23 protein-coding genes are annotated in these 25382 nt (G+C 73.9%); 9 read left to right on the forward strand and 14 right to left on the reverse strand.

What is annotated here, in order from left to right; translation table 11 throughout:
* Positions 1–13: 13 nt before the first annotated feature.
* A complete protein-coding gene (locus ACNF49_RS34290) occupies positions 14–2170 on the forward strand; it encodes a choice-of-anchor J domain-containing protein (RefSeq protein WP_482940152.1) in 2157 nt (718 codons plus the stop codon).
* 87 nt (positions 2171–2257) lie between these two features.
* Positions 2258–3769, forward strand: a complete 1512-nt coding sequence (locus ACNF49_RS34295; protein ID WP_357976870.1) for an acyl-CoA synthetase — start codon at positions 2258–2260, stop codon at positions 3767–3769.
* A 13-nt stretch (positions 3770–3782) separates the two neighbouring features.
* Here the strand turns inward: ACNF49_RS34295 and ACNF49_RS34300 are convergent, their stop codons facing one another.
* Positions 3783–5399, reverse strand: coding sequence for a benzoate-CoA ligase family protein (locus ACNF49_RS34300; RefSeq protein WP_482940153.1), 1617 nt, complete (start codon positions 5397–5399; stop codon positions 3783–3785).
* 66 nt (positions 5400–5465) lie between these two features.
* On the reverse strand, positions 5466–6422 hold the full coding sequence (locus tag ACNF49_RS34305) for a LysR family transcriptional regulator (RefSeq protein WP_357976876.1): 957 nt from the start codon (positions 6420–6422) through the stop codon (positions 5466–5468).
* Between the two features lie 67 nt (positions 6423–6489).
* Here ACNF49_RS34305 and ACNF49_RS34310 point away from each other — a divergent pair, with 67 nt between their 5' ends.
* Both ACNF49_RS34310 and ACNF49_RS34315 read left to right on the forward strand, forming a co-directional pair.
* The gene (locus ACNF49_RS34310) at positions 6490–7686 is read left to right on the forward strand and encodes an MFS transporter (RefSeq protein ID WP_482940155.1); all 1197 of its coding nucleotides are present in this window, start codon (positions 6490–6492) and stop codon (positions 7684–7686) included.
* Between the two features lie 37 nt (positions 7687–7723).
* The gene (locus ACNF49_RS34315) at positions 7724–8917 is read left to right on the forward strand and encodes a S8 family peptidase (RefSeq protein WP_357976881.1); all 1194 of its coding nucleotides are present in this window, start codon (positions 7724–7726) and stop codon (positions 8915–8917) included.
* Between the two features lie 38 nt (positions 8918–8955).
* Here the strand turns inward: ACNF49_RS34315 and ACNF49_RS34320 are convergent, their stop codons facing one another.
* The 5 genes from ACNF49_RS34320 to ACNF49_RS34340 are packed head-to-tail and all read right to left on the reverse strand — an operon-like array spanning position 8956 to position 14399.
* Positions 8956–9915: an aldo/keto reductase gene (locus ACNF49_RS34320; RefSeq protein ID WP_357976883.1), complete on the reverse strand. Its 960-nt coding sequence runs from the start codon at positions 9913–9915 to the stop codon at positions 8956–8958.
* Positions 9912–10784 (reverse strand): branched-chain amino acid ABC transporter permease, encoded by an 873-nt coding sequence (locus tag ACNF49_RS34325; RefSeq protein WP_357707625.1) that lies wholly within the window; start codon positions 10782–10784, stop codon positions 9912–9914. Before ACNF49_RS34325 ends, ACNF49_RS34320 begins: the two co-directional genes overlap by 4 nt.
* Complete coding sequence (locus tag ACNF49_RS34330) at positions 10784–11935, reverse strand: ABC transporter substrate-binding protein (RefSeq protein ID WP_357976886.1); 1152 nt, start codon at positions 11933–11935, stop codon at positions 10784–10786. Before ACNF49_RS34330 ends, ACNF49_RS34325 begins: the two co-directional genes overlap by 1 nt.
* Positions 11932–13650: a branched-chain amino acid ABC transporter ATP-binding protein/permease gene (locus tag ACNF49_RS34335; RefSeq protein ID WP_482940156.1), complete on the reverse strand. Its 1719-nt coding sequence runs from the start codon at positions 13648–13650 to the stop codon at positions 11932–11934. The genes ACNF49_RS34330 and ACNF49_RS34335 overlap by 4 nt, the downstream gene beginning before the upstream one ends.
* Positions 13650–14399, reverse strand: a complete 750-nt coding sequence (locus tag ACNF49_RS34340; protein WP_482940157.1) for an ABC transporter ATP-binding protein — start codon at positions 14397–14399, stop codon at positions 13650–13652. Before ACNF49_RS34340 ends, ACNF49_RS34335 begins: the two co-directional genes overlap by 1 nt.
* Before the next feature lie 185 nt (positions 14400–14584).
* Between ACNF49_RS34340 and ACNF49_RS34345 the strand changes: the two genes are divergently transcribed.
* The gene (locus ACNF49_RS34345) at positions 14585–15934 is read left to right on the forward strand and encodes an amidohydrolase (RefSeq protein WP_482940158.1); all 1350 of its coding nucleotides are present in this window, start codon (positions 14585–14587) and stop codon (positions 15932–15934) included.
* A gap of 20 nt (positions 15935–15954) precedes the next feature.
* On the opposite strand, the gene ACNF49_RS34350 is transcribed toward ACNF49_RS34345, so the two are convergent.
* Positions 15955–16791, reverse strand: a complete 837-nt coding sequence (locus tag ACNF49_RS34350) for an aldo/keto reductase (RefSeq protein ID WP_482940159.1) — start codon at positions 16789–16791, stop codon at positions 15955–15957.
* Positions 16792–16918: 127 nt separating this feature from the next.
* On the opposite strand from ACNF49_RS34350, the gene ACNF49_RS34355 reads away from it, so the two are divergent.
* Positions 16919–17746: a metallophosphoesterase family protein gene (locus ACNF49_RS34355; protein WP_482945625.1), complete on the forward strand. Its 828-nt coding sequence runs from the start codon at positions 16919–16921 to the stop codon at positions 17744–17746.
* 20 nt (positions 17747–17766) lie between these two features.
* On the opposite strand, the gene ACNF49_RS34360 is transcribed toward ACNF49_RS34355, so the two are convergent.
* From ACNF49_RS34360 to ACNF49_RS34375, 4 genes are read right to left on the reverse strand one after another with little or no spacing between them, the layout of a single operon-like run.
* Positions 17767–18411: a response regulator gene (locus ACNF49_RS34360; RefSeq protein WP_357976902.1), complete on the reverse strand. Its 645-nt coding sequence runs from the start codon at positions 18409–18411 to the stop codon at positions 17767–17769.
* A complete protein-coding gene (locus tag ACNF49_RS34365; RefSeq protein ID WP_482940160.1) occupies positions 18402–19589 on the reverse strand; it encodes a sensor histidine kinase in 1188 nt (395 codons plus the stop codon). Before ACNF49_RS34365 ends, ACNF49_RS34360 begins: the two co-directional genes overlap by 10 nt.
* A gap of 11 nt (positions 19590–19600) precedes the next feature.
* Positions 19601–20395, reverse strand: coding sequence for an ABC transporter permease subunit (locus tag ACNF49_RS34370; RefSeq protein WP_357976908.1), 795 nt, complete (start codon positions 20393–20395; stop codon positions 19601–19603).
* A complete protein-coding gene (locus ACNF49_RS34375; RefSeq protein WP_482940161.1) occupies positions 20392–21306 on the reverse strand; it encodes an ATP-binding cassette domain-containing protein in 915 nt (304 codons plus the stop codon). The genes ACNF49_RS34370 and ACNF49_RS34375 overlap by 4 nt, the downstream gene beginning before the upstream one ends.
* Before the next feature lie 174 nt (positions 21307–21480).
* Between ACNF49_RS34375 and ACNF49_RS34380 the strand changes: the two genes are divergently transcribed.
* The 3 genes from ACNF49_RS34380 (at position 21481) to ACNF49_RS34390 (ending at position 22655) form a co-directional block, all read left to right on the forward strand.
* A complete protein-coding gene (locus tag ACNF49_RS34380) occupies positions 21481–21657 on the forward strand; it encodes a hypothetical protein (RefSeq protein WP_482940162.1) in 177 nt (58 codons plus the stop codon).
* A gap of 100 nt (positions 21658–21757) precedes the next feature.
* Complete coding sequence (locus ACNF49_RS34385; protein ID WP_482940163.1) at positions 21758–22174, forward strand: hypothetical protein; 417 nt, start codon at positions 21758–21760, stop codon at positions 22172–22174.
* 7 nt (positions 22175–22181) lie between these two features.
* Positions 22182–22655: a class I SAM-dependent methyltransferase gene (locus ACNF49_RS34390; RefSeq protein WP_482940164.1), complete on the forward strand. Its 474-nt coding sequence runs from the start codon at positions 22182–22184 to the stop codon at positions 22653–22655.
* 16 nt (positions 22656–22671) lie between these two features.
* Here the strand turns inward: ACNF49_RS34390 and ACNF49_RS34395 are convergent, their stop codons facing one another.
* Together ACNF49_RS34395 and argG are read right to left on the reverse strand one after the other, a co-directional pair.
* The gene (locus tag ACNF49_RS34395) at positions 22672–23724 is read right to left on the reverse strand and encodes a cupin domain-containing protein (RefSeq protein ID WP_482940165.1); all 1053 of its coding nucleotides are present in this window, start codon (positions 23722–23724) and stop codon (positions 22672–22674) included.
* Between the two features lie 160 nt (positions 23725–23884).
* Positions 23885–25333, reverse strand: coding sequence for an argininosuccinate synthase (argG, locus tag ACNF49_RS34400; protein WP_482940166.1), 1449 nt, complete (start codon positions 25331–25333; stop codon positions 23885–23887).
* Positions 25334–25382: the final 49 nt, after the last annotated feature.

The raw sequence follows: 25382 nt of genomic DNA on the forward strand, positions 1-25382 counted from the left end.
CCTAGGGGGTTCAATGGCGCGCACCCGAATCATCGGAATCGCTGCCGCACTTCTCTTACTGCCCACGCTGACCGCGATACCCGCGTCGGCCGAGTCCCCGCAGGCGGCCGCCACGGCCGCGCCGCCGAGCGACGTCAAGGAGCTCACCCGCAAGGACTTCACCCTCGACGGCAAGCCCGTCAAGGTCCCCGCGAAGTACGAGGCCCGCGCCACGGCCAAGGCCGCCGCCGAGACGCCGCCGGTCGGCACCGTTCGGCAGTGGCTGGCCACGGACGACTACAACGGCCGCCTCTACCGCAAGGACTACACGCTGCGCGGCGTCGGCGACAAGATCGAGGTCTGGGTCGCCAACGACCTGGCCTTCCCGGCCGGCGACTGCCGGATGCAGGTCCCCGGGACCACGGAGATCACCGACGCGCAGGTCACGAACCTGGTGCAGCAGTTCGACACGAACATGTTCCCGAAGGAGACCGCGACCTTCAGCACGCCGCCGGACCGGGACGGCACGAACGCCGTGCTCGGCCCCGACGCCAACGGCAACGGCGGCGTCTACACCGGCGCCGGCGACCGCACGGTGACGCTGATCGACAACGTCCGGGACGACAACTACTACACCTTCCCGGCCGCGACCACGTACATCGCGGGCTTCTTCTCCTCCCAGTACAACGAGCTGCTCGACCGCAACGTGATGACGATCGACGCGTTCGACTGGCTGCACAGGACCGGCGCGAACCCGCCGGACAACCCGACCTCCGACGTGTGCACCTCGCGCTCGGCCCGGCCCTTCCAGTACGAGGGCGTCTTCGCCCACGAGTGGCAGCACCTGCTGCACTACTACACCGACCCGCTGGAGACGACCTGGGTCAACGAGGGCCTGTCGGACTTCGCCATCTCGGTGACGGGTTACGGCAACCCCAAGGCGACGGTGTTCGAGAAGGGCTTCGACAACCACATCAACTGCTTCCAGGGCTTCGGCATCGTCCAGACGCCGTACAACCCGAACCCGCGCAACTGCGGCGGCCCGCAGAACTCGCTCAACCTGTGGGGCGACGGCGGCAACCCGGACGCGGTGCTGGCCGACTACGGCAACGCGTATTCGTTCATGCTGTTCCTGTACGACCGGTACGGCGCGGACTTCCTGTCCAAGCTGCACCGTGACGGCGCCCTCCAGGGCCTGGCCAGCGTCAAGGCGGCGCTCGGCAGCACGAGCCTGTACCAGGTGCTGCACGACTACCAGACGATGGTGCTGGTGGACAAGGTCGTGGGCAGCCGCGGCGTGGTGCTGGGCGTGCCGAAGAAGCGGGTGACGACCGCGAGCCTGAACTCCACGGTCAACCTCGCCAACCCGGCCACGTACAACACTCCGGGGGCGGCCCCGAACGGCGCCGACTACGTGCAGATCCGCAAGCCGGGCGGCGCGGCGCCGACCTCGCTGTCGTTCCAGGGCGCCAAGACGCTGCCGCCGATCCCGCTGGCCTGGACCGTCGTCTCCGACGACCCCGACCGCGCGGGCAACCCGGTGCTGTGGTCCGGCAACGCCAGCAACCTCAACGTCGCCGCGGTGACCAAGGTGACGGTCCCGGCCGCCGACCCGACGCTGCGCTTCCTCGCCAAGTACGGCGCGGAGTCCGGCTTCGACTACGGCTACGTGATCGTCTCCGCGGACGGCGGCAAGACCTACACCGCGATCCCCGGTGACAGGACGGTGGCCGGTCCGCTCGGCCCGGCGGTCAACGGCACCACCACCGGGTTCCAGCCGCACACCTACAGCCTGTCCGCCTACGCGGGCAAGGAGATCCTCGTCGGCTTCCAGTACGTCAGCGACGGCGGGGTCAACGAGGGCGGCTGGAAGATCGACGACGTCACGGTGGGCGCGACGGCGGTGAGCGACGGGGCCAGCCTGGAGCCGTTCGACTCCCCGACCGAGATCTCCCCGACGCCGGTCAGCAACTGGAACGTGCGTCTGGTCGGCCTGGACGAGCGGCACTCGGTGGTGCTGCAGGCCCAGTTCGACGGCAAGGGCTCGATCAGCCTCAACCGGCTGCAGCTCGCGCCGTTCGCGGTCTTCCCGTCGGTGGTCGCGATCGTGGCCTATGACGAGCCGACCGAGCAGGTGCAGCAGTACGCGCCGTACACGCTGAAGGTCAACGGCGTCACCCAGCCTGGGTGAGCCCGAGGAGGCGTCCGCCGGGGGTCGGCGGGCGCCTCCTTCGTCGGGTACGATCGCCGAACATCATTCGGCATGGGGGTGCCCAGCATGACCACGCGCCAGCACACGATCGGCGACCTCCTGCGGCGCTCGGCCGCCAGGTTCCCCGCCAAGACCGCCGTGATCTACGGCAACGTCCGCCAGAGCTACGCCGATCTCGACCTGGAGGTCAACCGCACGGCCAACGCGCTGGCGGCGCGCGGCGTGGCCAAGGGCGACCGGTTCGCCCTGTTCAGCCATAACAACCACGCGTTCGTGGTGGCCTACTTCGCGCTGGCCCGGCTGGGCGCGATCTCCGTGCCGATCAACTTCATGCTCGGGCCGCGCGAGGTGGCCTACATCCTGGAGCACTCCGGCGCGACGGGGATGCTGGCGGAGGAGGCGCTGCTGCCGGTGGCCGAGGCCGCGGCCGGGCCCGCCGTGCGGGTGCGCGGTGTGATCGGCGCGGCCGAGGGCTGGGAGTCCTTCTCCACCTGGCGCGGCGACGACGCCGAGCCGCAGGTGGAGATCGCCGCCGACGACCCGATCCAGCTGATGTACACCAGCGGCACCGAGTCCCGGCCCAAGGGCGCCACGCTGTCCAGCGGGAGCCTGCTGGCCCAGTACGTGAGCTGCGTCGTCGACGGCGAGATGAGCTCCGACGACGTCGAGGTGCACGCGCTGCCCCTCTACCATTGCGCCCAGCTCCACTGCTTCCTGACCCCCGGCATCTACCTGGGCGCCACCAACCTCGTCCTGCCGGGCGCCGACCCGGCCTCGATCCTGGCCACCATCGAGGGCGAGCGCGCGACCAAGCTGTTCTGCCCGCCCACCGTGTGGATCGCCCTGCTGCGCCACCCCGACTTCGACCGCCGTGACCTGTCCTCGCTGCGCAAGGGCTACTACGGCGCCTCGATCATGCCGGTCGAGGTGCTGAAGGAGATCGCGGCCCGGCTGCCGGACGTGCGCCTGTTCAACTTCTACGGCCAGACCGAGATGGCGCCGCTGGCCACCATCCTGCGCCCCGAGGAGCAGCTGACCCGGCTGGGCTCGGCCGGGCGGCCCGCGCTCAACGTCGAGACCAGGATCGTCGACGACGAGGACCGGCCGGTGGCGCCGGGCGTGGTCGGCGAGATCGTCCACCGCAGCCCGCACGCCATGCTCGGCTACTGGAACGACCCCGACAAGACCGCCGAGGCGTTCCGCGGCGGCTGGTTCCACAGCGGCGACCTCGGCGTCATGGACGCCGACGGCTACCTGTCGGTGGTCGACCGGAAGAAGGACATGATCAAGTCCGGCGGCGAGAACGTGGCGAGCCGCGAGGTGGAGGAGGCCATCTACCAGCATCCGGCGGTCGCCGAGGCGGCCGTGTTCGGCGTCCCGGACGAGCGGTGGATCGAGGCGGTGACGGCCGCCGTGGTGCTGCGCGAGGGCGCGGGGCTGACCGCCGCCGAGCTGAACGCGTTCCTGCGCGAGCGGCTGGCCTCCTTCAAGACGCCCAAGAACGTGGTGTTCGTGGACGCGCTGCCGAAGAACGCCTCCGGCAAGGTGCTCAAGCGCGAACTGCGCGACGCCTTCTGAACCCCGGCGCCGGTCACTTGCCGAGCAGGTCGGCGGCCAGTTGCCGGAGCACCGCGCGCTGGGTCGTCCCCGTCGCCGTCCTCGGCAGCTCGTCCAGGACCAGCACCTCGTGCGGGCGCCGGCCGGCGGCCAGGCCCTCGCGGCAGAACGCGATGAGCTCGCCGGCGTCGATCGGGCGGCCCGGCCTGGGCACCACGCAGGCGACCGGCCGGGCCGGCCCGTCGGCGCCGGGGTGGGCGACCACCGCGCACTCGGCGACCGAGGGGTGCTCCAGCAGCCGGGCCTCGACCTCCATGGGCGACACCCAGGCGCCGCCCGCCCTGATCAGGTCGTCGGAGCGGCCCAGGAAGCGGTAGGAGCCGTCGGCGGCGCGGGCGCAGGTGTCGCCGGTGCGCAGCCACTCGCCCTGGAACGCCTGGCGGGTGCCGGCGGTGCGGCACCAGTAGCCGGTGGCGATCGAGTCGCCGCGCACGTACAGGTGGCCGGGCTGCCCGTCGGGGACGGGCGCGCCGGAGTCGTCCAGCAGGCGCACCTCGTAGCCGGGCACCACGGTGCCGCGGCCGGCGGGGCCCGCCTGGCCCGGACGGCCGGAGAGGAAGATGTGCAGCGCCTCGGCGGAGCCCGGGCCGTCGATGACGTCCACGCCGAAGCGGCCGGTGAAGCGGCGGTGGAGCTCGGCGGGCAGCGCCTCGCCCGCCGAGACGGCCAGGCGTACCGACGCGAAGGCGTCCTCGGGGGCCTCGGCGGCCAGCAGCGCGGCGTAGAACGACGGGCCGGCGAAGAACAGGGTCGGGCGCTCGGCCAGCAGGCGTTCGACGACGCCGCCCGGGGTGGGCCCGGCGGGGTCGAGGATCGTGGTCGCGCCCGCGGCGAGCGGGAAGATCAGCGAGTTGCCGAGCCCGTAGGCGGAGAACAGCCGGGCCGCAGAGAAGCACCGGTCCTCGGGGCGTACGCCGAGCACCTGCCGCCCGTACGCCTCGTGGACGTCGCGCAGCGCGCCGTGGCGGTGCATGGCCGCCTTGGGCGCGCCGGTGGTGCCGGCGGTGTAGAGCCACAGCGCGGGCGAGTCGGGCCAGGTGTCGTACCAGCCGGTCGCGCCGCGGCCGGCCTCCAGCACGTCCGACCACAGGCAGACCGGCACGCCGGGCTCGATCGCCGCCGACGGGCCAGCTCCGGTCGCGGTGGCGATGCGCGAGACGTGGCCGGGGGCCTGGCGGCTCGCGTCGGTGAGCACGAGCGCGACGACCTCGGGCGCCGACAGCAGCGCCTCCTGCACGGCCGGCTCGAACTCGGGCGCGGAGACCACGACCCGCGCCCTGGAGTCCCGGATCAGCGCGCCCAGCTCGGCCCCGTCGTACAGGGCCGGCACCGGGACGGCGACCGCGCCCATCCGCAGCACGGCCAGGATCGTGATCAGCGTCTCGGGCCGGTCGGGCAGGACGAGCAGCACCCGCTCCTCCGGCCGTACGCCCATCACCCGCAGCCCGCCGGCCAGCTCGGCGACGTGCGTGGCGAGCTCGGCGTACGTCATGGCGCCCATCGGCCCGGTGACGGCGACGCGGTCGCCGTGCCCGGCCTCGACCAGGCGGTCGGTGAGATGGACGCCGGCGTTGAACGACTCGGCAGGCATGGTCGTCCCCATCCGCAGGAGGGCGTGTGCAGCTGAATCCTCCATACAGAATCGATGAGCCGTCAACTACTTCTGCGAGGACGGGTGTCGGCAGGGCCGCAACCCCGGGCCGACGTCCGCGGCGCCGGAGCGCACGTGGTCCAGGAAGGCGCGCACGGCGGGCGTGAGCCGGGCCCCGGCGGGCCAGCACGCCCCGATCGTCCGGAACACCGGGGGCGACAGCGGGATCTGCACGACGCCCTCGGCGGGCGCCAGACGGGGCAGCACGGCCACGCCGAGCCCGGCCGCCACCAGGCCGCGAACGGTCTCCGACTCCTGCCCCTCGAAGGCGATCCTGGGCGTGAACCCGGCCGCCGCGCACAGGTCGTCGGTGATCTGGCGGACGCCGTAGCCGTGTTCGAGCGTCACCAGCTCCTCCCCGGCCAGCTCGGCGGGCCGCACCCGGGCGCGTCCGGCGAACCGGTGGCCGGGCGGCACGGACAGCACCAGCTCCTGGTCGGCGAGCGGGTGCCCGGCCAGGCCCGGGTCGCCGTCGGGCAGAGGCGCGACGAACACCAGGTCGATCTCGCCCTCGGCGAGCGCGCGCAGCATGTCCTGGCGCGAGCCCTGCGCCAGGCTGAACCGCACGCCCGGGTGGCGCTCGCGGAAGCCCCGGATGAGCGAGGGGACGAGCGTGCGGCCCAGCAGGTGCAGGAACCCGAGCACGATCCGGCCGCTGCCGGGGTCGATCTCCTCGCGCACCTCGCGGGCGGCCGACTCCATGGTGGCCAGCGCCCGGCCGGAGGCGGCGGCCAGGACGCGCCCGGCCCTGGTCAGGCGGATGCCCCGCCCGTACGGGACCACGAGGGGCGCTCCGACCAGGTCGGCCAGCGCGGCCAGGCGGCGGCTGGCGGTGGGCTGCGGCATGCCGAGCAGTTCGGCCGCCCGCGTGACGTGCCCGGTCTCCCCCACGGCGGCCAGCAGGGCGAGCGTGGGAGCCAGCCCGGCGGCCAGCCGCTCGTCCACGAGATCGTATTCATCCACCACAGCATGAATTATCGCCTATTCCCGCATTGGACGTATTTATTAGCCTTGCTTAGCGTTTCCTGGCGTGGCGGTCATCGAAGCTCGACAAGTCGGCACCCGGCGGGCCGGCCCCGCCGTGGCGGCGGCCGGCGTCTCCTCCTTCGCCCTGCTGTACGCGCCGCAGCCCGTCCTGCCGCAGCTCGCCACCGACTTCAGGCTCGACCCCGGCGGCGCGTCGCTGGCCGTCGGCGTGGCCACGGCGGCGCTGGCGGTGGCGGTGCTGCCGCTGGCCGCGCTGGCGGAGGTCGTCGGGCGGCGGCGGATGATCGTGTGGTCCGTGCTGGCCTCGGCGCTGATCGGGCTGGCGCTGCCGCTGGCGCCGACGTTCCCCGCGCTGGTGGCGATGCGGGCGGCGCAAGGGGTGGCGGTCGCCGGGTTCGCCGGGGTCGGGGCGGCGTACCTGGCCGATCTGGTGGGGGCGACGAGGCTGGCCGGGGCGGTGGGCGTGATGATCGCCGGGAACTCGGTGGGCGGGATGCTGGGCCGGCTGGGCGCCGGGTTCGCCGCCGGGCCGTGGGGGTGGCGCGGCGCGATGCTGGTGGTGGCCGGCGTGTCGCTGCTCTGCTCGGCGTACGCGGCCCGCACGCTGCCCGCCCCGCCGCCCGTCGTACGTGCCGCACACACCAGGGACGGCGGCCGGATCGGGACGGCCCTGCTGGCGCCGTACACGGTGGGGGCGCTGGGCGTCGGCGCGTTCGTCGCCCTGTACAACGCCGCCTCCTTCCGCCTGTCCGCGCCGCCGCTGTCGCTCTCCCCCGCCGTGGCCTCCCTGGTCTTCCTCTCCTACGCCCTCGGCACCGCCTCCTCGGCCGCCGCCGGCCGGCTGGCGGACCGCCTGGGACGCCGGGCGGCCCTGGTCGCCGCCCTGGCCGTGACGGCCGCCGGCTCGGCACTGACCGCGCTCGGCCCACTGGCCGCGGTCGTGACCGGGTTCGCCGTGCTGACCGCCGGGTTCTTCGCCGCGCACGCCGTGGCCAACGCCTGGGTCGCCGCGCAGGCCCCACCGGCCGCCCGCGGGCGCGCCGCCGGGATCTACACCCTGTGCTACTACCTGGGCAGCGGCGCCGGCGGCACGGCCGGCAGCGCCGTCTACGGCCACGCCGGATGGGCCTGGCTGATCGTCCTGACCTCCGCCTGGCTGCTGCTGGCGATCGTGGCCGTGCTCATCGCGGGCCGGCCCTCGCGGGCTGTTGCCAGGCGGCCCCGGCAGGAGTACGCCTGACATCACAGGGGTGGGCTACTTCCAGGAGGGGAAGACGATGGCCGACCAGTTCATCGTGTTGCGCGATCTGAGCAGGACCCGCATGGCCGCGCCGTTCGAGCGGGGCGCCGCCGTGGCCGAGACGCCGAGCGAGCCGCACGTCGAGGTCACCGGGCTCGGCAAGCGCGAGGTGGCCGACCTCGCGCGGGACCCGTCGGTGGCCGCGGTCGCCCGGCCGATGCCGACCACCGTCCCGGGCGCCCCCGAGGACGTCGAGGCGCCGCCGCCGGAGGCGGAGGCGGGCGCGCAGGTCACGTGGGGGGTGCGGGCGCTGGGCGCCGACGCCTCCACCCGTACGGGGGCGGGGACGGTGGTCGCCGTCCTCGACACCGGCATCGACGCCACGCACCCGGCCTTCACCGGGATGACGCTGGTGGAGGAGGACTTCACCGGGTCGGGCCGCGGCGACAAGGTCGGCCACGGCACCCACTGCGCCGGCACCGTCTTCGGCCGCCCGGTCGACGGCATGCGCATCGGCGTCGCGCCCGGCGTCGAACGGGCGCTGATCGGCAAGGTGCTCGGCGACGACGGCAAGGGCTCGACCGCCGAGACGGTCAAGGGCCTGCTCTGGGCGCTCGGGAACGACGCCGACGTCATCACCATGTCGCTCGGCATCGACTTCCCGGCCGCCATGCGCCAGCTCGAGGAGCGCGGGCTGCCGCAGTTCCTGGCCACGTCGATCGCGCTGGAGTCGTACCGGGCCACGTTGCGGCTCTACGACTCGCTGATGCGGATGATCGCGGCCAGGGCGGCGTTCGGCGCCGGCACGATCGTCGTCGCGGCCACGGGGAACGCCAGCCACCGGGAGCTGCGGCCGGACTTCGAGGTCGGGCCGGAGCTGCCGTCGGCCGCCGAGGGCATGATGGCCGTGGGCGCGGTGCAGCGGCTGCCGTCCGGGCGGCTGGCGGTCGCGCGGTTCTCCAACACCTTCCCGCAGGTGTGCGCGCCGGGCGTGGAGGTGGTCTCGGCCCGTACCGGAGGCGGGCTGACCAGCAAGAGCGGCACCAGCATGGCCGCGCCGCACGTGGCCGGGGCGGCGGCGCTGTGGTGGCAGGAGCTGCGGGCGAGCAGCGACGGCGCGCGGGCCGCGGCGGTCACCGGCCGGTTGCTGCTGACCGCCGCGACGGACGTGTTCGTCCCGGACGCCGACGTCGAGGACCTGGGGGCGGGGCTGGTCCAGGCGCCCCGCTGAGCCGGCGCGGTCTCCCGGCCGGGGTGGCCGGGAGACCGTCAGGGACCTTCGGGGTCCACCGTGTCGGCGTCGGCCCAGAACGGCGCGGCCAGCTCGCGCAGCCGCGCCGCGCCGACCCGGTCGAGCAGGGCGAGCGCGCCCGCGTTGTCGGCGAGCTGGGCCGTGCTCGTGACGCCGAACAGCACGCTGGCCACCGCCGGATGGGTGAGGCAGAACGCCACGCACACCTGCGCGGGCGTCGCCTCCAGCCCGGCCGCCACCTCGGCCAGCCCGGCGGCGGCCGCCGCGGCCCGCGCGCGCACGCCGCCGGGGTCGGGGAAGACCGGCCGGGCGGGCCTCTCCTTGCCGGCCAGCAGCCCGCCTTCGAGCACGTCGCTGGCCTGCAGCGACACGCCGGCGTCGAACACCTCGGAGAACGGCACCCCTTCCGGGATCGAGCGGCGGCACGGGTTGTACTTGAGCTGGGCCAGTTGCGGGCCCGGCGAGCCGAGGTCGCGGGCGTGGTTGCGGATGGTCAGGATGGAGGTGGCCGACCAGTTGTTGACGCCCCAGCAGCCGAGCAGCCCCTCCGCCTCCAGCGCGGCCAGCTCGCGGGCCAGGCGGCGCAGGTCGAGGTCGTCCCGGTGGACGTCGCCGACCACGGCCAGGTCGGCGTGGTCGGTGCCGGCCCGCAGCAGCGCGCGTTCGAGCTGGTCGCGCAGCGGACGCCCGGGGTGGTCGTCGAGCCAGAGCTTGACCGACAGCAGGTAGTCCTCGCGGGCCAGGCCGGCGGCCCTGACCATGGCCGAGAAGAGCACGTCGGTGAAGACCGGCCGCTGGCCGGGCAGGCCGTAGACGCCCACGTCGAACAGGTTGACGCCGATCTCCACGGCGTGCCGCAGCAGCGCGACGGCCGCGCCGAAGTCCATCCGGTCGTAGGTGTGCCAGGACCCCAGCGACAGCACCGACGCCTCGGGGCCGTGCGCGCCGATCTGGCGCTGGGGGACCTTGACCGTCATACGTTCGCCTCCGAGTCCCAGACCTGGTGGCGGCTGCGCCACCACAACAACGCCACCATCACCAGGAACGGCAGCACCCCGCGGTACTGCTGGACCGCCTCCAGCGAGGCCGTCACCCCTTCCAGGCAGCCCAGCAGCAGCCCGCCCGCCAGCGTCAGCCACAGGCTGCTGAACGCCCCCACCATGGCCACCGCCAGCGCGGTCGTGACCAGGTTGCCCAGCGTGGAGAAGTCGCCGCCGAGCCGGGGCGCGACCAGGACGATGACGAGCGTGCTGACCGCGCCGATCGCCACCCAGACGGCCAGCGCGAGCCGGGGCGCGGGGATGCCGACGACCTGCGCGGTGGCCGGTCGTTCCGACAGAGCCTGGAGCCGCAGCCCCACCCGGGTGCGCCCGAGCAGCAGCCCCACGCCGACCGTGATGAGCACCGCGAACGACAGCGACACCAGCACCGCCTGCGGCACGACCACCTCGCCCACGGTGAAGGCGGGCGCGTCGAACGGCTGCGGGAAGCGCCGCGCGCCGCTGGTGTTGTTGCCGAACAGCCGCAGCCCGACCGACATCAGCGCGACGAACACCGCCACGGTGACGGCCGCCTTCGTGCGCAGGTCGTGCTCGCCGAACCAGCGCACCAGGCCGAGGCCGAGCAGCGCCGAGACCAGCCCGCCGGCCAGCGCCCCGAGCGGGAGCGCGAGCCAGACGTTCAGGCCGGCGTCGGTGAGGGTGACCATGACGAAGGCGCCCATGGCGCCCACGGCCGCCATCGCGAAGTTCACCACCGCGACGAGCCGGTAGGTCAGGACGACGCAGAGCCCGAGCAGCGCGTACACGCCGCCGCTGGTCAGGCCCGCGACCACGGAGTCGAGCATCAGCCGTTCCGCTTCGGGACGATGAAGCCCTCGGGCAGCACCGTCCACTTGCCGTTCTCGGCCTTGACGAAGCGGCTGCCCTCGATGGGGTTGTGCGTCTGGCCGGGGCCGAACACCCAGGGCGTGCCGACCATGGGGTAGGTGATGGGCTGCATCGACTTGAACGCCTTGGTCACCGACTCCCGGGTGATGTCCCCCTTGATCGTCTTGAGGACCTGGACGAACACGTCGGCCGCCATCACCCCACCCTGGCTGAACGCGGTCTTCTGGATCTTGTTGTCGTTGACGATCTTCGCCCACCGCTCGTTGCCCGGCAGCGTCTCGTCGGTGTACGGCTGCCACTCGGTGCCCGCCTGGGCCTTCATGCCGGCCGGGATGAGGGCGGCGTTGGCGTCGGTGTAGGCGTTGGCCATGAGGATGAAGTCGACGTCCTGCATGCCCTGGGTCTTGGCCTGGGCGAACCACGGCCCGACCTGGGCGTTGTAGACGACCGCCTGGCAGCCGCCGCTCTTGAGCTTGACCAGGTACGGCGTCGGGTCGCCCTGCCCGACCGAGGTGTCCTTGACCGCCAGCGTCTTGCCGGTGATGTCGCTCCACTCCTTGATGGCCGCGTCGATGCCGCCGCCGCTGCCGGGCAGCACGGTGAAGGCCAGGCACACCTTGTCGTGCTTGAGCGTCTCGGAGGCGTAGTAGAGCATCGCGGTCAGCAGCTTGAACGGGCCGGGGTTGACCGGGGCGATGTTCGGGCTGGTGAAGCAGGCCGGGTCCACGCCCACGGCCGGGATCGAGACGATCTGCGCCTTGCTGTAGGTGGCCCGGTTGAGCCCGCAGTCCACGGCGCTGGAGGAGCCGACGAACGCGACGACCTCCTCGGAGTCGATCAGCTCGCGCGCCGCCTCCGTGGAGCGCTGCGGGTTCATCGCGTCGTCCTTGCTGATCAGCTCGATCTTGCGGCCGTTGATCCCGCCGGCCTTGTTGACCTCCTCGAAGACGGCCTTGACCGCCTGCGGCACCTCGGGGGTCTGGAACAGGCCGGTGACGCCGTTGACGGCGCCGACCTTGATGGGCCCGTCGGTGCCCGAGCCGCCGGAGCAGGCCGTCAGAGCGGTCAGCAGGCCGAGGACGGGCAGGGCCATGAGTACGCGTTTCACGATGTCTCCTCCAAGACGGTGCCGAGGTAGGCGGCCCTGACGGCCGGTGCGTCCAACACGTCGAGCGTCGGCCCCGAGGCGATCACGTGCCCGAAGTCCAGCACCGTGACCTGGCCGCAGGCGGCTCGTACGAGATCCATGTCGTGCTCCACCAGCAGGATCGACACGCCGAAGCGGGCCGGGACCTGGGCCAGGCGGCGGCCGAGCCGCAGCGACTCGGCGGCGGACTGGCCGGCGGCCGGCTCGTCGAGCAGCGCGATCTTCGGCCTGGCGGCGATCGCGGCGGCGACGTCGAGCAGTCTCCTGGTGCCCGCGTCGAGGATCGACACCGGCACCTCGCCGGGCGGGCAGCCGAAGAAGCGCAGCACCTCCTCCGCCTCCTGGCTGGGCAGGCGCCGCCCGGCGACGATCGCCAGGTACTCCTCCTGCGTCAGCTCCGGGGCGATGGCGGTGGTCTGGAACGTGCGGCGCAGCCCGCGCCGGGCCCTGACGCTCGGGCTGAGCCGGTCGAGGGGCTGCCCGGCGAGCACGACCGAGCCCTCGTAGCGGGCGGCGAAGCCGGTGACCGCCGAGATCAGCGTGGACTTGCCGGCGCCGTTCGGGCCGATCAGGCCGGAGACGCCGAGGGCGGGCACGGTCAGGTCCACGCCGTCCAGGGCGACGACCTGGCCGAACCGCACGCTCAGCCCGCGGATCTCCAGCACGTTCCCCTCGCCCGCCGCCGGAGGGACCGGGGCGGGCTCCTCGGCGGGCACGGCGGTCACGGCCTCCAGCAGGGGGCGCGCGGCCCGTTCGCGCCGGCGGGCGCGGGTGAAGTCGGTCTGACTGACCCCGCTGCGCAGGGCGAAGATCGCCATGACGCCGAACAGGATGCCGCCGAGGTCCTGCGGCAGGCGCAGCTTCTCCAGGACCGTGGCCATGACCGCGCCGAAGATGCCGCCCAGGACGGCGCCCTCGGTGTTGTGCGGCCCGATGAGCACGGCGACCGCGAACAGCGCCAGCGACTGCATCATCGCGAAATTTCCGGATACGACGAGGCCGAGCTGCCCCGCCATCAGCCCGCCCCCGATGCCGGCGATGAACGCGCTGATGGCGAAGGCCGTGAGCTTGCTGCGCGCCACGGAGATGCCGTGCGCCGCCGCCGCCCGCTCGGAGTGCCGCAGCTCCAGCCAGGACCGCCCGATCCTGGTCCGGTTGACCAGCGCCAGACCGATCGCGATCAGCACGAACACGGCCATGGCCAGCACGAAGTACGCCGCGTCGGAGGAGAAGGGCTCCGGCCGGACGAGGGTCTTCAGCTCGGTCGTGCCGGGGAACTGGTTGGCGTTCAGCACGATGTCGGTGGAGACGGCGAAGCCGAGCGTGACGACGGCGAGGTTGACACCCCGGATGCGCAGCGCGGGCAGCCCGATCGCGACGCCCACCGGCACGGCCGCCAGGCCGCCGAGCACCAGCCACAGCAGGAAGCCGCCGGGCGCGTCGGCCAGGTTCAGCCGCAGCACCACCCAGGCCCCGATCGCCGCGAACGACATCTGGCACAACGACATGACCCCGGCCCGCCCGACGATCACGCCGTAGCTCTGCATGAGCACACCGCTGACCACGGCCGCGATCGCCAGGTAGATCCAGTACGGCGGCAGCGCCCAGGGCAGCACCGCGCACGCCGCGACGGCCAGCCCCAGCCCGGGACCCCAGGTTTTCAGCAGCGCGTTCATCAGCTCCCGCCTTCCGTGCCGGCCGCCCGGGCGAGGCCGTCGTCGGTGACGGCGCCGAAGTAGAACTCGTGCAGCCGGTCCTGCGCCCCGCGCAGCTCCTCGCACGGGCCCTCGAAGACCACCCGGCCCTTGCGCAGCACGTACGCGCGGGCGCCGATCTCCAGCGCCAGGTTGGCGAACTGCTCGACGAGCAGCACCCCGATGCCCCGCTCGGCCAGCTCCCGCACCGAGCCCATCAGGCGGCGGACCACGACCGGCGCGAGCCCGAGCGACATCTCGTCGATGAGGACGACCTTGGGCCCGGCGATCAGCGCCCGTCCGATGACGAGCATCTGCTGCTCGCCGCCGGACAGGTTGGCGGCCGGCAGGGTGCGCCTGCGGTCCAGCTCGGGGAAGATGTCGTAGACCATGGCCGGGTCGCCGTCGCCGGAGACCAGCAGGTTCTGCTCAAGCGTGAGCGTGCGGAAGACCGTGCGGGCCTGCTCGGCGTACCCGAGTCCGGCCTGGGCGCGGCGGTAGGTGAGCAGGCCGGTCAGCGGCGCGCCGGCGAGGGTGACCGTGCCTGCGGCGGCGGGGGCCAGGCCCGCGATGCCGTCGAGCAGGGTGGTCTTGCCCGCGCCGTTCGCGCCGAGCAGCACGGTGACCGTGCCGGGCGCGACGCCGAGGCTCACCTCGTGCACGACGGGCACCTCTCCCCTGGAGACGCTGAGGCCCCGTACGTCGAGGACGTCGTCAGCGGGAGCGCCCATCAGCGGCTCCGGCGGCGGTCGTCGGCCGCGGCGGCCGGCGGCGCGTGCGCCGGTCCGCGAGGGGCCCGATCGATGATGCGCCGTGCCTCGAAGGGTAGAGGCATCGTCACCTCCCGGCACGAAATCGTATCTGATTCCATGTACGTTATGCGGATGGAAATGAGAGTGTCCAGAGCGGAGCGGATATGAAATCTGCGGCTGACAACAGGTCGGCGGATCTGGTCATGACCGGCGGCGTCGTCCACACGATGAACCCGGCCGGCCATCTTGCGTCCGGCATCGCGATCAAGGACGGACGCATCGTCAGGGTCGGCACTCCACTGCAGGTCCAGGCCATGGTCGGCCCGGGTACGCGGGTCGTGCGCCTGCGCGGCAGATCGGTGCTGCCCGGCATCAACGACAGCCACCTGCACGGCGCGTGGCTCGGCCTGCGCTGGCCCGACCTGCTGCTGGACCGCCTGACCGGCACCGGCGACCTCGTCCCCGACTCCCGGCTGGGCAAGCAGGAGGAGCGGCGGGCGGCGATCCTGCGCGCCGGCGACCTGCTGGCCTCCCTGGGCATCACGAGCTACACCGAGCCCGGTCTCGGCCCCTGCGAGCACGACGGCGGCGGGCGCTTCGGCATCGAGGTCCTGCGCGAGTACGCCGGGATGGCCGCGCGGGGCGAGCTGAAGGCGCGGGTGAGCGCGTTGCTGCTGTTCGCCGAGGTGGACGGGCGCAGCTCACTGCCCGACCTGGTCGCCGGGCTGCGCGACCTGACGCCGCCCGCCGAGGTGCCTGGCTGGTTCAAGGTGGCCGGGGTGAAGATCTTCGCCGACGGCATCCCGCCGATGCGCACGGCCTGGAGCGACGAGCCGTACGAGGACGGCACGCACGGCGCCCCGCTGGTCGAGGGCGGCTCCGAGGACGAACGCGAGACCGCTCTGACGACCATGATCGAGACCGCCGCCGCGGCCGGGCACCAGGTCGCGGTGCACGCCACCGGCAGCCGCGCGACCAGGACGGTCACCCGCGCCCTGGCCGGGGCCCCGGGGCGGCGCCACTACCTCGTCCACGGCGACGTCCTGCATCCGGACACCCTCAAGACGATGGCCGCGGCCGGCATCGGCCTGACCACCCAGCCGGGCATCGCCGCCGCCGCCTCCCCCATGCTGCGCGACGCCCTGGGCCAGGCCGCGCTCGGGCACGCCTGGCCGGTGCGGGACGCGCTGGCCGCCGGCGTACGGCTCAGCCTCAGCTCCGACGCCCCCATGCTCACCCCCGACTGGCGGCACGGCGTGGCCGCGGCCGCCACCCGGTGGGCCGTGGAGGGCGCGCGCGACCAGCGGCTCGCGCTGGACCAGGCGCTGCGCGCCTACACGATCACCCCGGCCTGGCAGGAGGGCGCGGAGTCGTGGAAGGGCTCGCTGGAGCCGGGCAAGGTCGCCGACCTGTGCGTGCTCGACGACAGCCTGCTGGACGCGCACCCGGCCGACCTGCCCGAGGTGCCGGTCGCGATGACGATGGTGGACGGCAGGATCGTCTACGAACGCTGACGGGGGCCGCCCGCCGGGGCCTACAGCTCCACGTGGTGGTCGGGATCGCCGCCGAGGCGGCTGCCGCCGCCGCCCAGGGCCGAGATCCGCGCCATCTCCTCGGGCGACAGCTCGAAGTCGAAGACCTCCAGGTTGTGGCGCATCCGCCCCGGGTCGGCCGACTTGGGGATCGGCACGGCGCCGAGCTGCACGTGCCAGCGGAGCACGACCTGCGCGGGGGTGCGGTCGTGCGCGGCGGCGACCTCGGTGACGGCCGGGTCGTCGAGCAGCTTGCCGCCGGCGCCGAGCGGGCTCCACGACTCGGTCGTCACGCCGTGCCCGGTGAGCCAGGCGAGCAGGCCCGGCTGGGGGAAGCCGGGGTGCAGCTCGACCTGGTTGACCGCGGGCCACACGCCGCTCGCGTCGACCACCCGCTCGATCTGCTCCGGGGTGAAGTTGGAGACGCCGATCGAGCGGGCCAGCCCCTCCTCGCGCAGCCGGACGAACGCCTTCCAGGTGTCGACGAACAGGCCGTGGCCGGGCAGCGGCCAGTGGATGAGGTAGAGGTCGACGTAGTCGAGGCCGAGGCGGGACCGGCTCTCCTCGAACCCGCGCAGCGCCAGGTCGTAGCCGTGCTGGGCGCCGCGCAGCTTCGTGGTGACGAACAGCTGCTCGCGCGGCACGCCCGACTCGGCGACCGCCGCGCCCACGCCGCGCTCGTTGCCGTAGCTGGCGGCGGTGTCGATCAGCCGGTAGCCGAGCGAGAGCGCGTGGCCGACGGCCTGGTGGGCCTGGCGGTCGTCCATCGGCCAGGTGCCGAGGCCCAGGCACGGCATGGAGCGGCCGTCGGAGAGCACGAGGGTCGGCGCGGTCGTCATGGCGGTCCTCTTCCGGGTGCGGGCAGGTGACGTACCTACCCGCCGCCGTGATGACCAACCCGGCGGCCGGCCCGGCGGCCGGCCCCGCGCCACGTCGCGGCGCGGGCGGCGTACGATCCGAGACGTGATCACCGCTCCCCGCCTGCTCGCCGTCAGCGACCTGCACGTGCACCATCCCGACAACCGCAAGCTCGTGGAGGAGCTGCGCCCCGGGTCGGACGGCGACTGGCTGCTCGTCGCGGGCGACGTCGGCGAGCTGACGACGGACATCGCCTGGGCGCTGCAACTGCTGGCCGACCGGTTCGCGAGGGTGGTCTGGGCGCCCGGCAACCACGAGCTGTGGACGCCGGCCCGCGACCCGGTGCGGCTGCGCGGCGAGGAGCGCTACCGGTACCTGGTGGAGCTCTGCCGCGATCTCGGCGTGCTCACGCCGGAGGACCCGTACCCGGTGTGGGAGGGGGCGCGCGGCCCGGTCACGGTGGCGCCGCTGTTCGTCCTGTACGACTACACCTGGCGGCCGGAGGGCGCGACGACCAAGGAGGAGTCCCTGCGCACGGCCTACGACGCGGGGATCGTCTGCACCGACGAGGTCATGCTCCACCCCGACCCCCACCCCGGCAGGGACGCCTGGTGCGCGGCCAGGGTCGAGTTCACCGAGGCGCGGCTGGCCGCCCGGCCGCCGGGGCTGCCGACCGTGCTGGTCAACCACTATCCGCTGGTCCGCGAGCCGACGCGGGTGCTCACCCATCCGGAGTTCGCGCAGTGGTGCGGCACCGAGCGCACCGCCCGCTGGCACCTCGACTACGACGCCGCCGCCGTCGTGTACGGCCACCTGCACATCCCGCGCCTGACCCACCACGACGGCGTGCCGTTCATGGAGGTCTCGCTCGGCTATCCCCGCGAGTGGCGGCCGCGGCCGAACCCGCCGGCGCTGCCCCGCGTGATCGACGTGTGACGGCCGGCCCGGTCTGCGGGTCAGCCCTCCAGGTAGCGCAGGATCGCCAGCACCCGCCTGCTGTAGCCGGTGTCGCGCGGCAGGTCGAGCTTGTCCATGATGGCGTTGACGTGCTTCTCCACGGTGGACGCCGAGACGTGCAGGCGCTCGGCGATGGCCGCGTTGACCAGCCCCTGGGCCAGGTGGGCCAGCACCTCGGACTCGCGCGGGCTGAGCCGGCTCAGCGGGTCGGCGTGGCTGGTGCGGGCCAGCAGCCGCCGCACGACCTCGGGGTCGAAGGCCGTGCCGCCGGCGCGTACGCGGTCGAGCGAGTCGAGGAAGTCGGCCACCTCCGAGACCCGGTCCTTCAGCAGGTAGCCGAGCCCTTCGGCGGGCCCGGCCAGCAGGGTGGCGGCGTAGTGGGGCTCGACGTACTGGGACAGGACGAGCACGCCCACCTCGGGCCAGCGCGCGCGGATCTCCAGGGCCGCCCGCAGCCCCTCGTCCTTGTGGCCGGGCGGCATGCGCACGTCGATCACCGCCACGTCGGGCCGGTGGTCGGCGACGGCGGCCAGCAGCGCGGGCGCGTCGCCCACGGCCGCGACGACCTCGTGCCCGGCCTCGGCGAGCAGCCGGGTCAGCCCCTCGCGCAGCAGCACGGAGTCGTCGGCCAGGATCAGCCGCACGGCGGCTCCTTGGGCAGCGTGGCGACGATCTTCGTGGGCCCGCCGCGCGGGCTGTCCACGGTGAACGCGCCGTCGAGCGCCAGGACCCGGCGGGCCAGCCCGGACAGGCCGCCGCCCGCGGGGTCGGCGCCGCCCCCGCCGTCGTCGGAGATCGCCACGCTCACCGTCCGTTCGTCCTCGCCCACCACGACCAGGATGTCATGGGCGCGGGCGTGCTTGACCGCGTTGGTGATCGCCTCCCTGGTCACGAAGTACAGGGCGGTCTCGATCTCCGTGGCGGGCCGGGCCGACAGCCCGTAGTGGACGGTGACCGGCACGGCTGCGCGGTCGGCGACGCCGGCCAGCGCGACCTTGAGCCCCAGCTCGTCCAGGGCGGTGGGGTAGATGCGCCAGGCGACGCTGCGCAGCTCGTCCAGGAGGCGGCGGGACTCGGCGTAGGCCTGGTCGACCAGCTCGGCGGTCCGTTCGTGGTCGTGGCCGTGCCGGGCCCGGCCGAGCAGCATGGCCAGGGCCACGCCGCGCTGCTGGACGCCGTCGTGCAGGTCGCGTTCGATCCGGCGGCGCTCGTCGTCCACGGCCCGGACGATGCCCGAGCGGCTCGCGGTCAGCTCGGCGATGCGGCGGCGCATGAGCTCCCGGCCGCCGGGGCCGAGGAAGTGGGCGGCCAGGCGGCGTTCGAGCACGCCGGCGGCCAGGGCGAGCAGCGCGGTCACCGTCAGCAGGGCCACGCCGCCGGTCAGGCCGAGCATGCCGCCGGTGGTGACGAGCCTGACGCCCGGCAGCTCGACGGGGACGGGGTCCGAGCCGCCGGTGATCAGGTCCCACGCCCCGCCGCCCAGCAGCAGGCCGCCGACGAACAGGGCGGTGGCGCAGGCGTACCCGCCGAGCACGCCCAGGGCGGCGCGGGCGGCGAGGTAGGCGTAGCCGCCGTCGCGGGTGGGGGCGGGGTGGCCGAACCACCGGGTCAGCCGGGCGCGTTCGAGCGCCAGGAGCCGCGCCGCGCCGCGCCGGGCCAGGGGGCGCGCGGCCGGGACCAGGGCGGCGGGCCAGGCCACGCAGAGGAAGGCCAGCTCGACCGCGCCGAGCGCCATGCCCGCCAGCACCCCGGCCAGCGCCTTCACCGCCCGCCTGCCGGTGTTCTCCCGGTTGTCCGGCATGGGCCCGAAGTTGTCTGACACGGGCCCGAAGTCTAGGCGTCGCGGCGGCGCAGCACGGCGTAGCCCGCCGCCAGCGCCGCCGCCGCCCAGGCCAGCAGCCAGGCCAGGCCCTCCCCCGCCGAGTACGGGATGGGCCCGCCGGTCAAGTTGTCCACGCTGTCCATGAACGCCAGCCCGGCGAACGTCGGCATGCGCAGCGAGGCGTCCAGCGCCGCCTGGCTCCCGGTCATCAGCAGCACCAGGGGCAGGCCCAGGAGCAGCATGAACACCACGGTCAGCGTGCCCGCCGCGCTGCGCATCGCGGCCCCGGCGCCCAGCGTCATCACCGCCACCAGGGCGAAGAACGCGCCCGCGCCCGCGACGTCCCGCACGGCCGCCCCGAACGGCAGCACGACGAGCCCCCCGAACGCGTCGGCCTGCAGCACCACGTAGACCGCCGCCGTCGCCAGCGCCCCCGACAGCACCCCGGCGGCGAACATCACCGGCGCCAGCACCAGCGCCTTGGCGGCCAGCACGAGCCCGCGCACCGGCGTGGCCTGCAGCGTGACCCTGATGCCGCCCGAGGAGTACTCCGACGTGATCGCCAGCATGGCCAGGGCGACGAGCGCGAACTGCACGAACGACGTGGCCGACACCACGGACTCGCTCGCCGTCACCCGCACGCCGGGCACCCGCTCGCGCACCGCGTCGGTGGCCGCCGCCGCGGCCAGAGCCACGGCGGTCAGCACCATGAGCGCCGCCGCGCCGGCCAGGCACCACCACGTGGACCGGACCGACCACAACTTGCCCCACTCGGCCCGTGCCGCCTGCCACAACGCCGCCGTCACGCGCCCGCCTCCGTCGTCCCGTACTCCACGCTGCTCTCCGTCAGCTCCTGATAGGCCTGCTCCAGGGACGCCTCCCGGGTGCGCAGCCCGTGCAGCCTGATCCCGGCCTCGTAGGCCAGGTCGCCCACCCGCTCGACGGGCGCGCCGGTGGCGACGACCTCGTTCTCGGCGACGCGCTCGGCGGCGATCCCGACGGCACGCAGGCGTCCGGCCAGCTCCCCTGCGTGCGGGGTGCGGGCCAGCACGGCCGTCAGCGAGCTGCGCCCGATGACCTCGGCCAGGGGCGCGTCGGCGATCAGCCGGCCCTTGCCGATCACCACCAGGTGGTCGGCCGTGAGCTGCATCTCGCTCATCAGATGGCTGGAGACGAACACCGTGCGGCCCTCGGCGGCCAGCGACCGCATGAGCCGGCGCACCCACCGCACGCCGTCGGGGTCGAGCCCGTTGACGGGCTCGTCGAACAGCAGCACCTGCGGGTCGCCGAGCAGCGCGGCGGCGATGCCGAGCCGCTGGCTCATGCCGAGCGAGAGCGCCCCGGCCCGGCGGTTCGCCGCGCCGGCCATGCCGACGCTCTCCAGCACCTCGGCCACCCGCCGCACGGGGATGCCGTTGCTGCGGGCCAGCGCGGTCAGGTGCGCCCGCCCGCTGCGCCCGGGGTGCAGCGCCCGCGCGTCGAGCAGCGCGCCGACCGTCCGCAGCGGGTTCCTGATCCGGTGGTACGGCACGCCGCCGACGAGCGCCGTGCCCGCCGAGGGCCGGTCGAGCCCGAGGACGAGCCGCATCGTGGTGGACTTCCCGGCGCCGTTGGGCCCGAGGAACCCGGTCACCGCGCCGGGTCTCAGCTCCAGCGACAGGTCGTCCACCGCCGTCCGGTCGCCGTACCGCTTGGTCAAACCCTTCAGACTGATCACGAGGGTCAACGCTAGGCAGCCGGGAGGCGGGCCACCATGGGGCCCGGCCGCCGACCTCGATGGCGGAAAACCGGAACAGAGCAGGTCGCGGCGCCGGCCGGGCGGGGCGGCCGCGCCCAAACAAGACGGTGCCGTTGCCCCGCGTTGACGTGCGGCTCACTACGGTTGCCGAGCATGACCGAAGACAAGAGCCGGAACCGGCGGCGGATCAGCATCGACGAAGCGGGCCTGGAGAAGCGCAGGTCCGCGATCCAGGCGCTCATGGAGCAGCCGCCGTCACCGGCGTCCGAGCAGGTGGGCGTCTTCGCCGAGGCGAACGCCCAGGGCGCGGCACAGGCCGACCTCGGCTGAGCCCGCCCGGCGCGGCCCCGGGTTCGACAAAGCGGCGGCGCGCCGCGCCGCCGCTCCCGGGTCCGGGATGTCACGCTCGCCGGGAACGAGGAGTACCGCCATGAGCAAAGCCGCACAAGGGCCCGAGGCGCATCCTCTCGTCAAGGAGCGCGTCGCCGCGACGGAGGAGGAGGACGGGGAGCTGTTCGCCGAGTTCCGCGACCGCTACGAGGAGCTCTTCGGCTGCCCGCTCCCCGACGTCTGGTACGACCACCGCACCGTCACGCTGACCCGCCGCGTGGTGAACGAGCGCGCCGGGCTGCTCACCACCCGCCGCGACGGGAACCAGGTCGAGCTGCTCTCCCCGTCGGGCGAACCGCTGGTGGGCGCCAACATGATCGCCTCGCCCGCGCTGGAGTTCGTGGCCCGCACCGGCGCCTTCTACGTGCGGGAGCTGCCCGGCGGCCTGACCGGGGAGGAGCGGGTCGCCCTGGCCGAGGTGCTGGTCGAGCAGCGGATCCTCAAGCTGAGCGGCTAGCGGCGGCGTGACCTACGCCTCCCTGCGGGCGGGGCGGGGGCCCAACGCGCTCGTCGTCGAGGCGCTGGGCGTGCTCGGCGGCGTGCGCAGGCGGGCGCTGGACATCGGCGCGGGCCCGCTCAACGACACCCGTTTCCTGCTGGAGCTGGGCTTCTCGGTCGAGGCCGTGGACACCGACCCCTGCACCCTCGCGCTGGCGGCGGCATGGCGGCACCCGCGGCTGCGGGTCGTGCACGCCGACGTCCGTGACGTGCCGGTCGCGGGCGGCGTGCTGTGCTGCACGTTCTTCGGTCCGGAGGACGCCTGGGCGGGGCGGCCGGGGCGCACGTTCCTGCGTGCCCCCGAGGCCGGCGCGCTGTTCCCCGGGCTGGAGCCGGTCGTCCTGCGCGAGGACCGCTACGACGGCACCGACGCCAGGGACCAGCCCAAACACTGGCACGTGGTGCGCTGCGTCTTCCGCAGGCCAGCCGGGTCAGCCTGACGTCAGGCCCGCCGGGTCAGCCTGACGTCGCGAGGGTCAGGAAACCCTCCTCGACCAGGCGGCGTACCAGGGCAAGGCCGTCCTCCCCCGGCAGACCGGCCGCCGTGAAGGGCTCGCCGTCCGCCGTGCGCTGGAAGGCCGCCTCGTGCCGGGCCGGGAGGCTGAGCCGTTTGCCGTGGAAGGCGAGGACCAGCGTGCCGGCGTCCCGTCTGCTCTCCCAGCGCAGGCCGGGGCGGCGCCGGACGGCGGTGCCGGCGTCGAGGCGGGCCAGGCCCGCGAGGTCGAGCAGGTGGCCGCCCAGCCGGTCGCCCTCGGCGAGCAACGCCATGTCCACCGCGTCGTCGGCCAGCCTCTCGGGGGTGAGGGCGGTTCCCAGGCGGGCGGTCAGCTCCCGGATGCGCTCCCGTGCGGCGGCCCGGCCGCCGGTCGTCCGGGCGAAGCCGAAGGGCAGCGGCTCCTGGCAGGCGAGGTCGGCGGAGACGGCCGCCTCGCACCCGGCCAGCAGCACGTCGGCCCAGGTCAGGGGATGGACGCCGACGCTCAGGTGCAGGGACGCGCCCTGCGCCGAGGCGGCCTCGTGCGGCAGGCCGCGCGGCAGGTAGAGCAGGTCCCCTTCGCACAGGTCGAGCTCGTGGCAGGCGTCCTCGTGGATCCGCCAGCGTTTGGCCCCGGCCACCTGCAGCACGAACACGTCGTGGGAGTCGTGGTGGACGCCGAAGCCGCGCGCCCGCGGCGGTGTGAGGTAGGCGTTGACCCGGCACTCCGCGCTGAACTCGCCGGCCAGCCGCCGGCACAGCTCCCGCAGCGGCGGCCACCGTTCGTGCACCGAGGGCATGATCAGGGTCGAGCCGTCGCGGTAGCGGGCGTAGAGGTCCTCCAGCCCGGCCGCGCCGCCGTCGGCGTGGCCGTCGCGGACCACGCGCACGGCCCCGGCGTGCCGGCCGGAGCCGGACAGCAGCTCGTCGAAGCGGGCCGGCGAGAACAGCTCGCGGTAGTGGCCGGGTGACCGCCTGCGCAGCAGGAGATGCCGCCGCCCCTGGTGGTCCCGCAGGAACTGCTCGCGGGACACCGGGCCGAGCAGTCAGTCGGTGGCGGGCGTGACGTCCGCGCCGTCCCGCTCGTCGATCATCATCTCCGGTCCGTACCCGTGGCGTCCGCGCGCCACGCCCCGGGCCGCACAGAGGCGGCCCGGCGGCGGCCCGGGAGGCCCGGGAGGCCCGGGGACGCGGTCAGTCGGTGCCGAGCTCCATCGCGGCGCGGTCGAGCAGCTCGTCGTCCTCGGAGACCTCGCCGCGCGAGGCGATGGCCTCCGCGCCGCCCTGCGGCATCGCGCCGATGAGGCCGGTCGAGGCCGCCCGGGCGGCGCCGATGAGCGCCGGGTGGGTGGTGCCGACCATGCCGAGCGTGGCGTACTGCTCCAGCTTGGCGCGCGAGTCGGCGATGTCCAGGTTGCGCATGGTGAGCTGGCCGATGCGGTCGACCGGACCGAACGCGGAGTCCTCCGTGCGCTCCATCGACAGCTTGTCGGGGTGGTAGCTGAAGGCCGGGCCGGTGGTGTCGAGGATCGAGTAGTCCTCGCCGCGGCGCAGCCTCAGGGTGACCTCGCCGGTGATCGCCGTGCCGACCCAGCGCTGCAGCGACTCGCGCAGCATCAGCGCCTGCGGGTCGAGCCAGCGGCCCTCGTACATGAGCCGGCCGAGCCGCCGGCCCTCGTTGTGGTACGTGGCCAGGGTGTCCTCGTTGTGGATGGCGTTGACCAGGCGCTCGTAGGCGGCGTGCAGCAGCGCCATGCCGGGGGCCTCGTAGATGCCGCGGCTCTTGGCCTCGATGATGCGGTTCTCGATCTGGTCGGACATGCCCAGGCCGTGCCGGCCGCCGATCGCGTTGGCCTCCATGACCAGGTCGACCGGGGAGCCGAACTCCTTGCCGTTGATCGTGACCGGGCGGCCCTGGTCGAAGCCGATGGCGACGTCCTCGGTGATGATCTCGACCTCGGGGTCCCAGAAGCGCACACCCATGATCGGCTCGACGGTCTCGATGCCGGTGTCGAGGTGTTCGAGGGTCTTGGCCTCGTGGGTGGCGCCCCAGATGTTGGCGTCGGTCGAGTACGCCTTCTCGGTGCTGTCGCGGTAGGGCAGCCCGTGGGCGAGCAGCCACTCCGACATCTCCTTGCGCCCGCCGAGCTCGGAGACGAAGTCGGCGTCGAGCCAGGGCTTGTAGATGCGCAGGTGGGGGTTGGCCAGCAGGCCGTAGCGGTAGAACCGCTCGATGTCGTTGCCCTTGAACGTGGAGCCGTCGCCCCAGATCTGCACCTCGTCCTCGAGCATGGCCCGCACCAGCAGGGTCCCGGTGACGGCGCGGCCGAGCGGCGTGGTGTTGAAGTAGGCCCGGCCGCCCGAGCGGATGTGGAACGCGCCGCAGGTGAGCGCGGCCAGGCCCTCCTCGACCAGCGCGGCGCGGCAGTCGACCAGGCGCGCGAGCTCGGCCCCGTAGGCCAGCGCGCGGCTGGGCACCGAGGCGATGTCGGGCTCGTCGTACTGGCCGATGTCAGCGGTGTAGGTGCACGGGACGGCGCCCTTGTCGCGCATCCACGCGACGGCCACCGAGGTGTCGAGACCGCCGGAGAAGGCGATGCCGACCCGCTCGCCGGTGGGCAGGGAGGTGAGAACCTTGGACATAGAAGAAGATTATGCATTGCAACGCATGAACATGCAAAGCCACCCCCTC

It is taken from the genome of Actinomadura sp. ATCC 39365 (assembly GCF_054392275.1).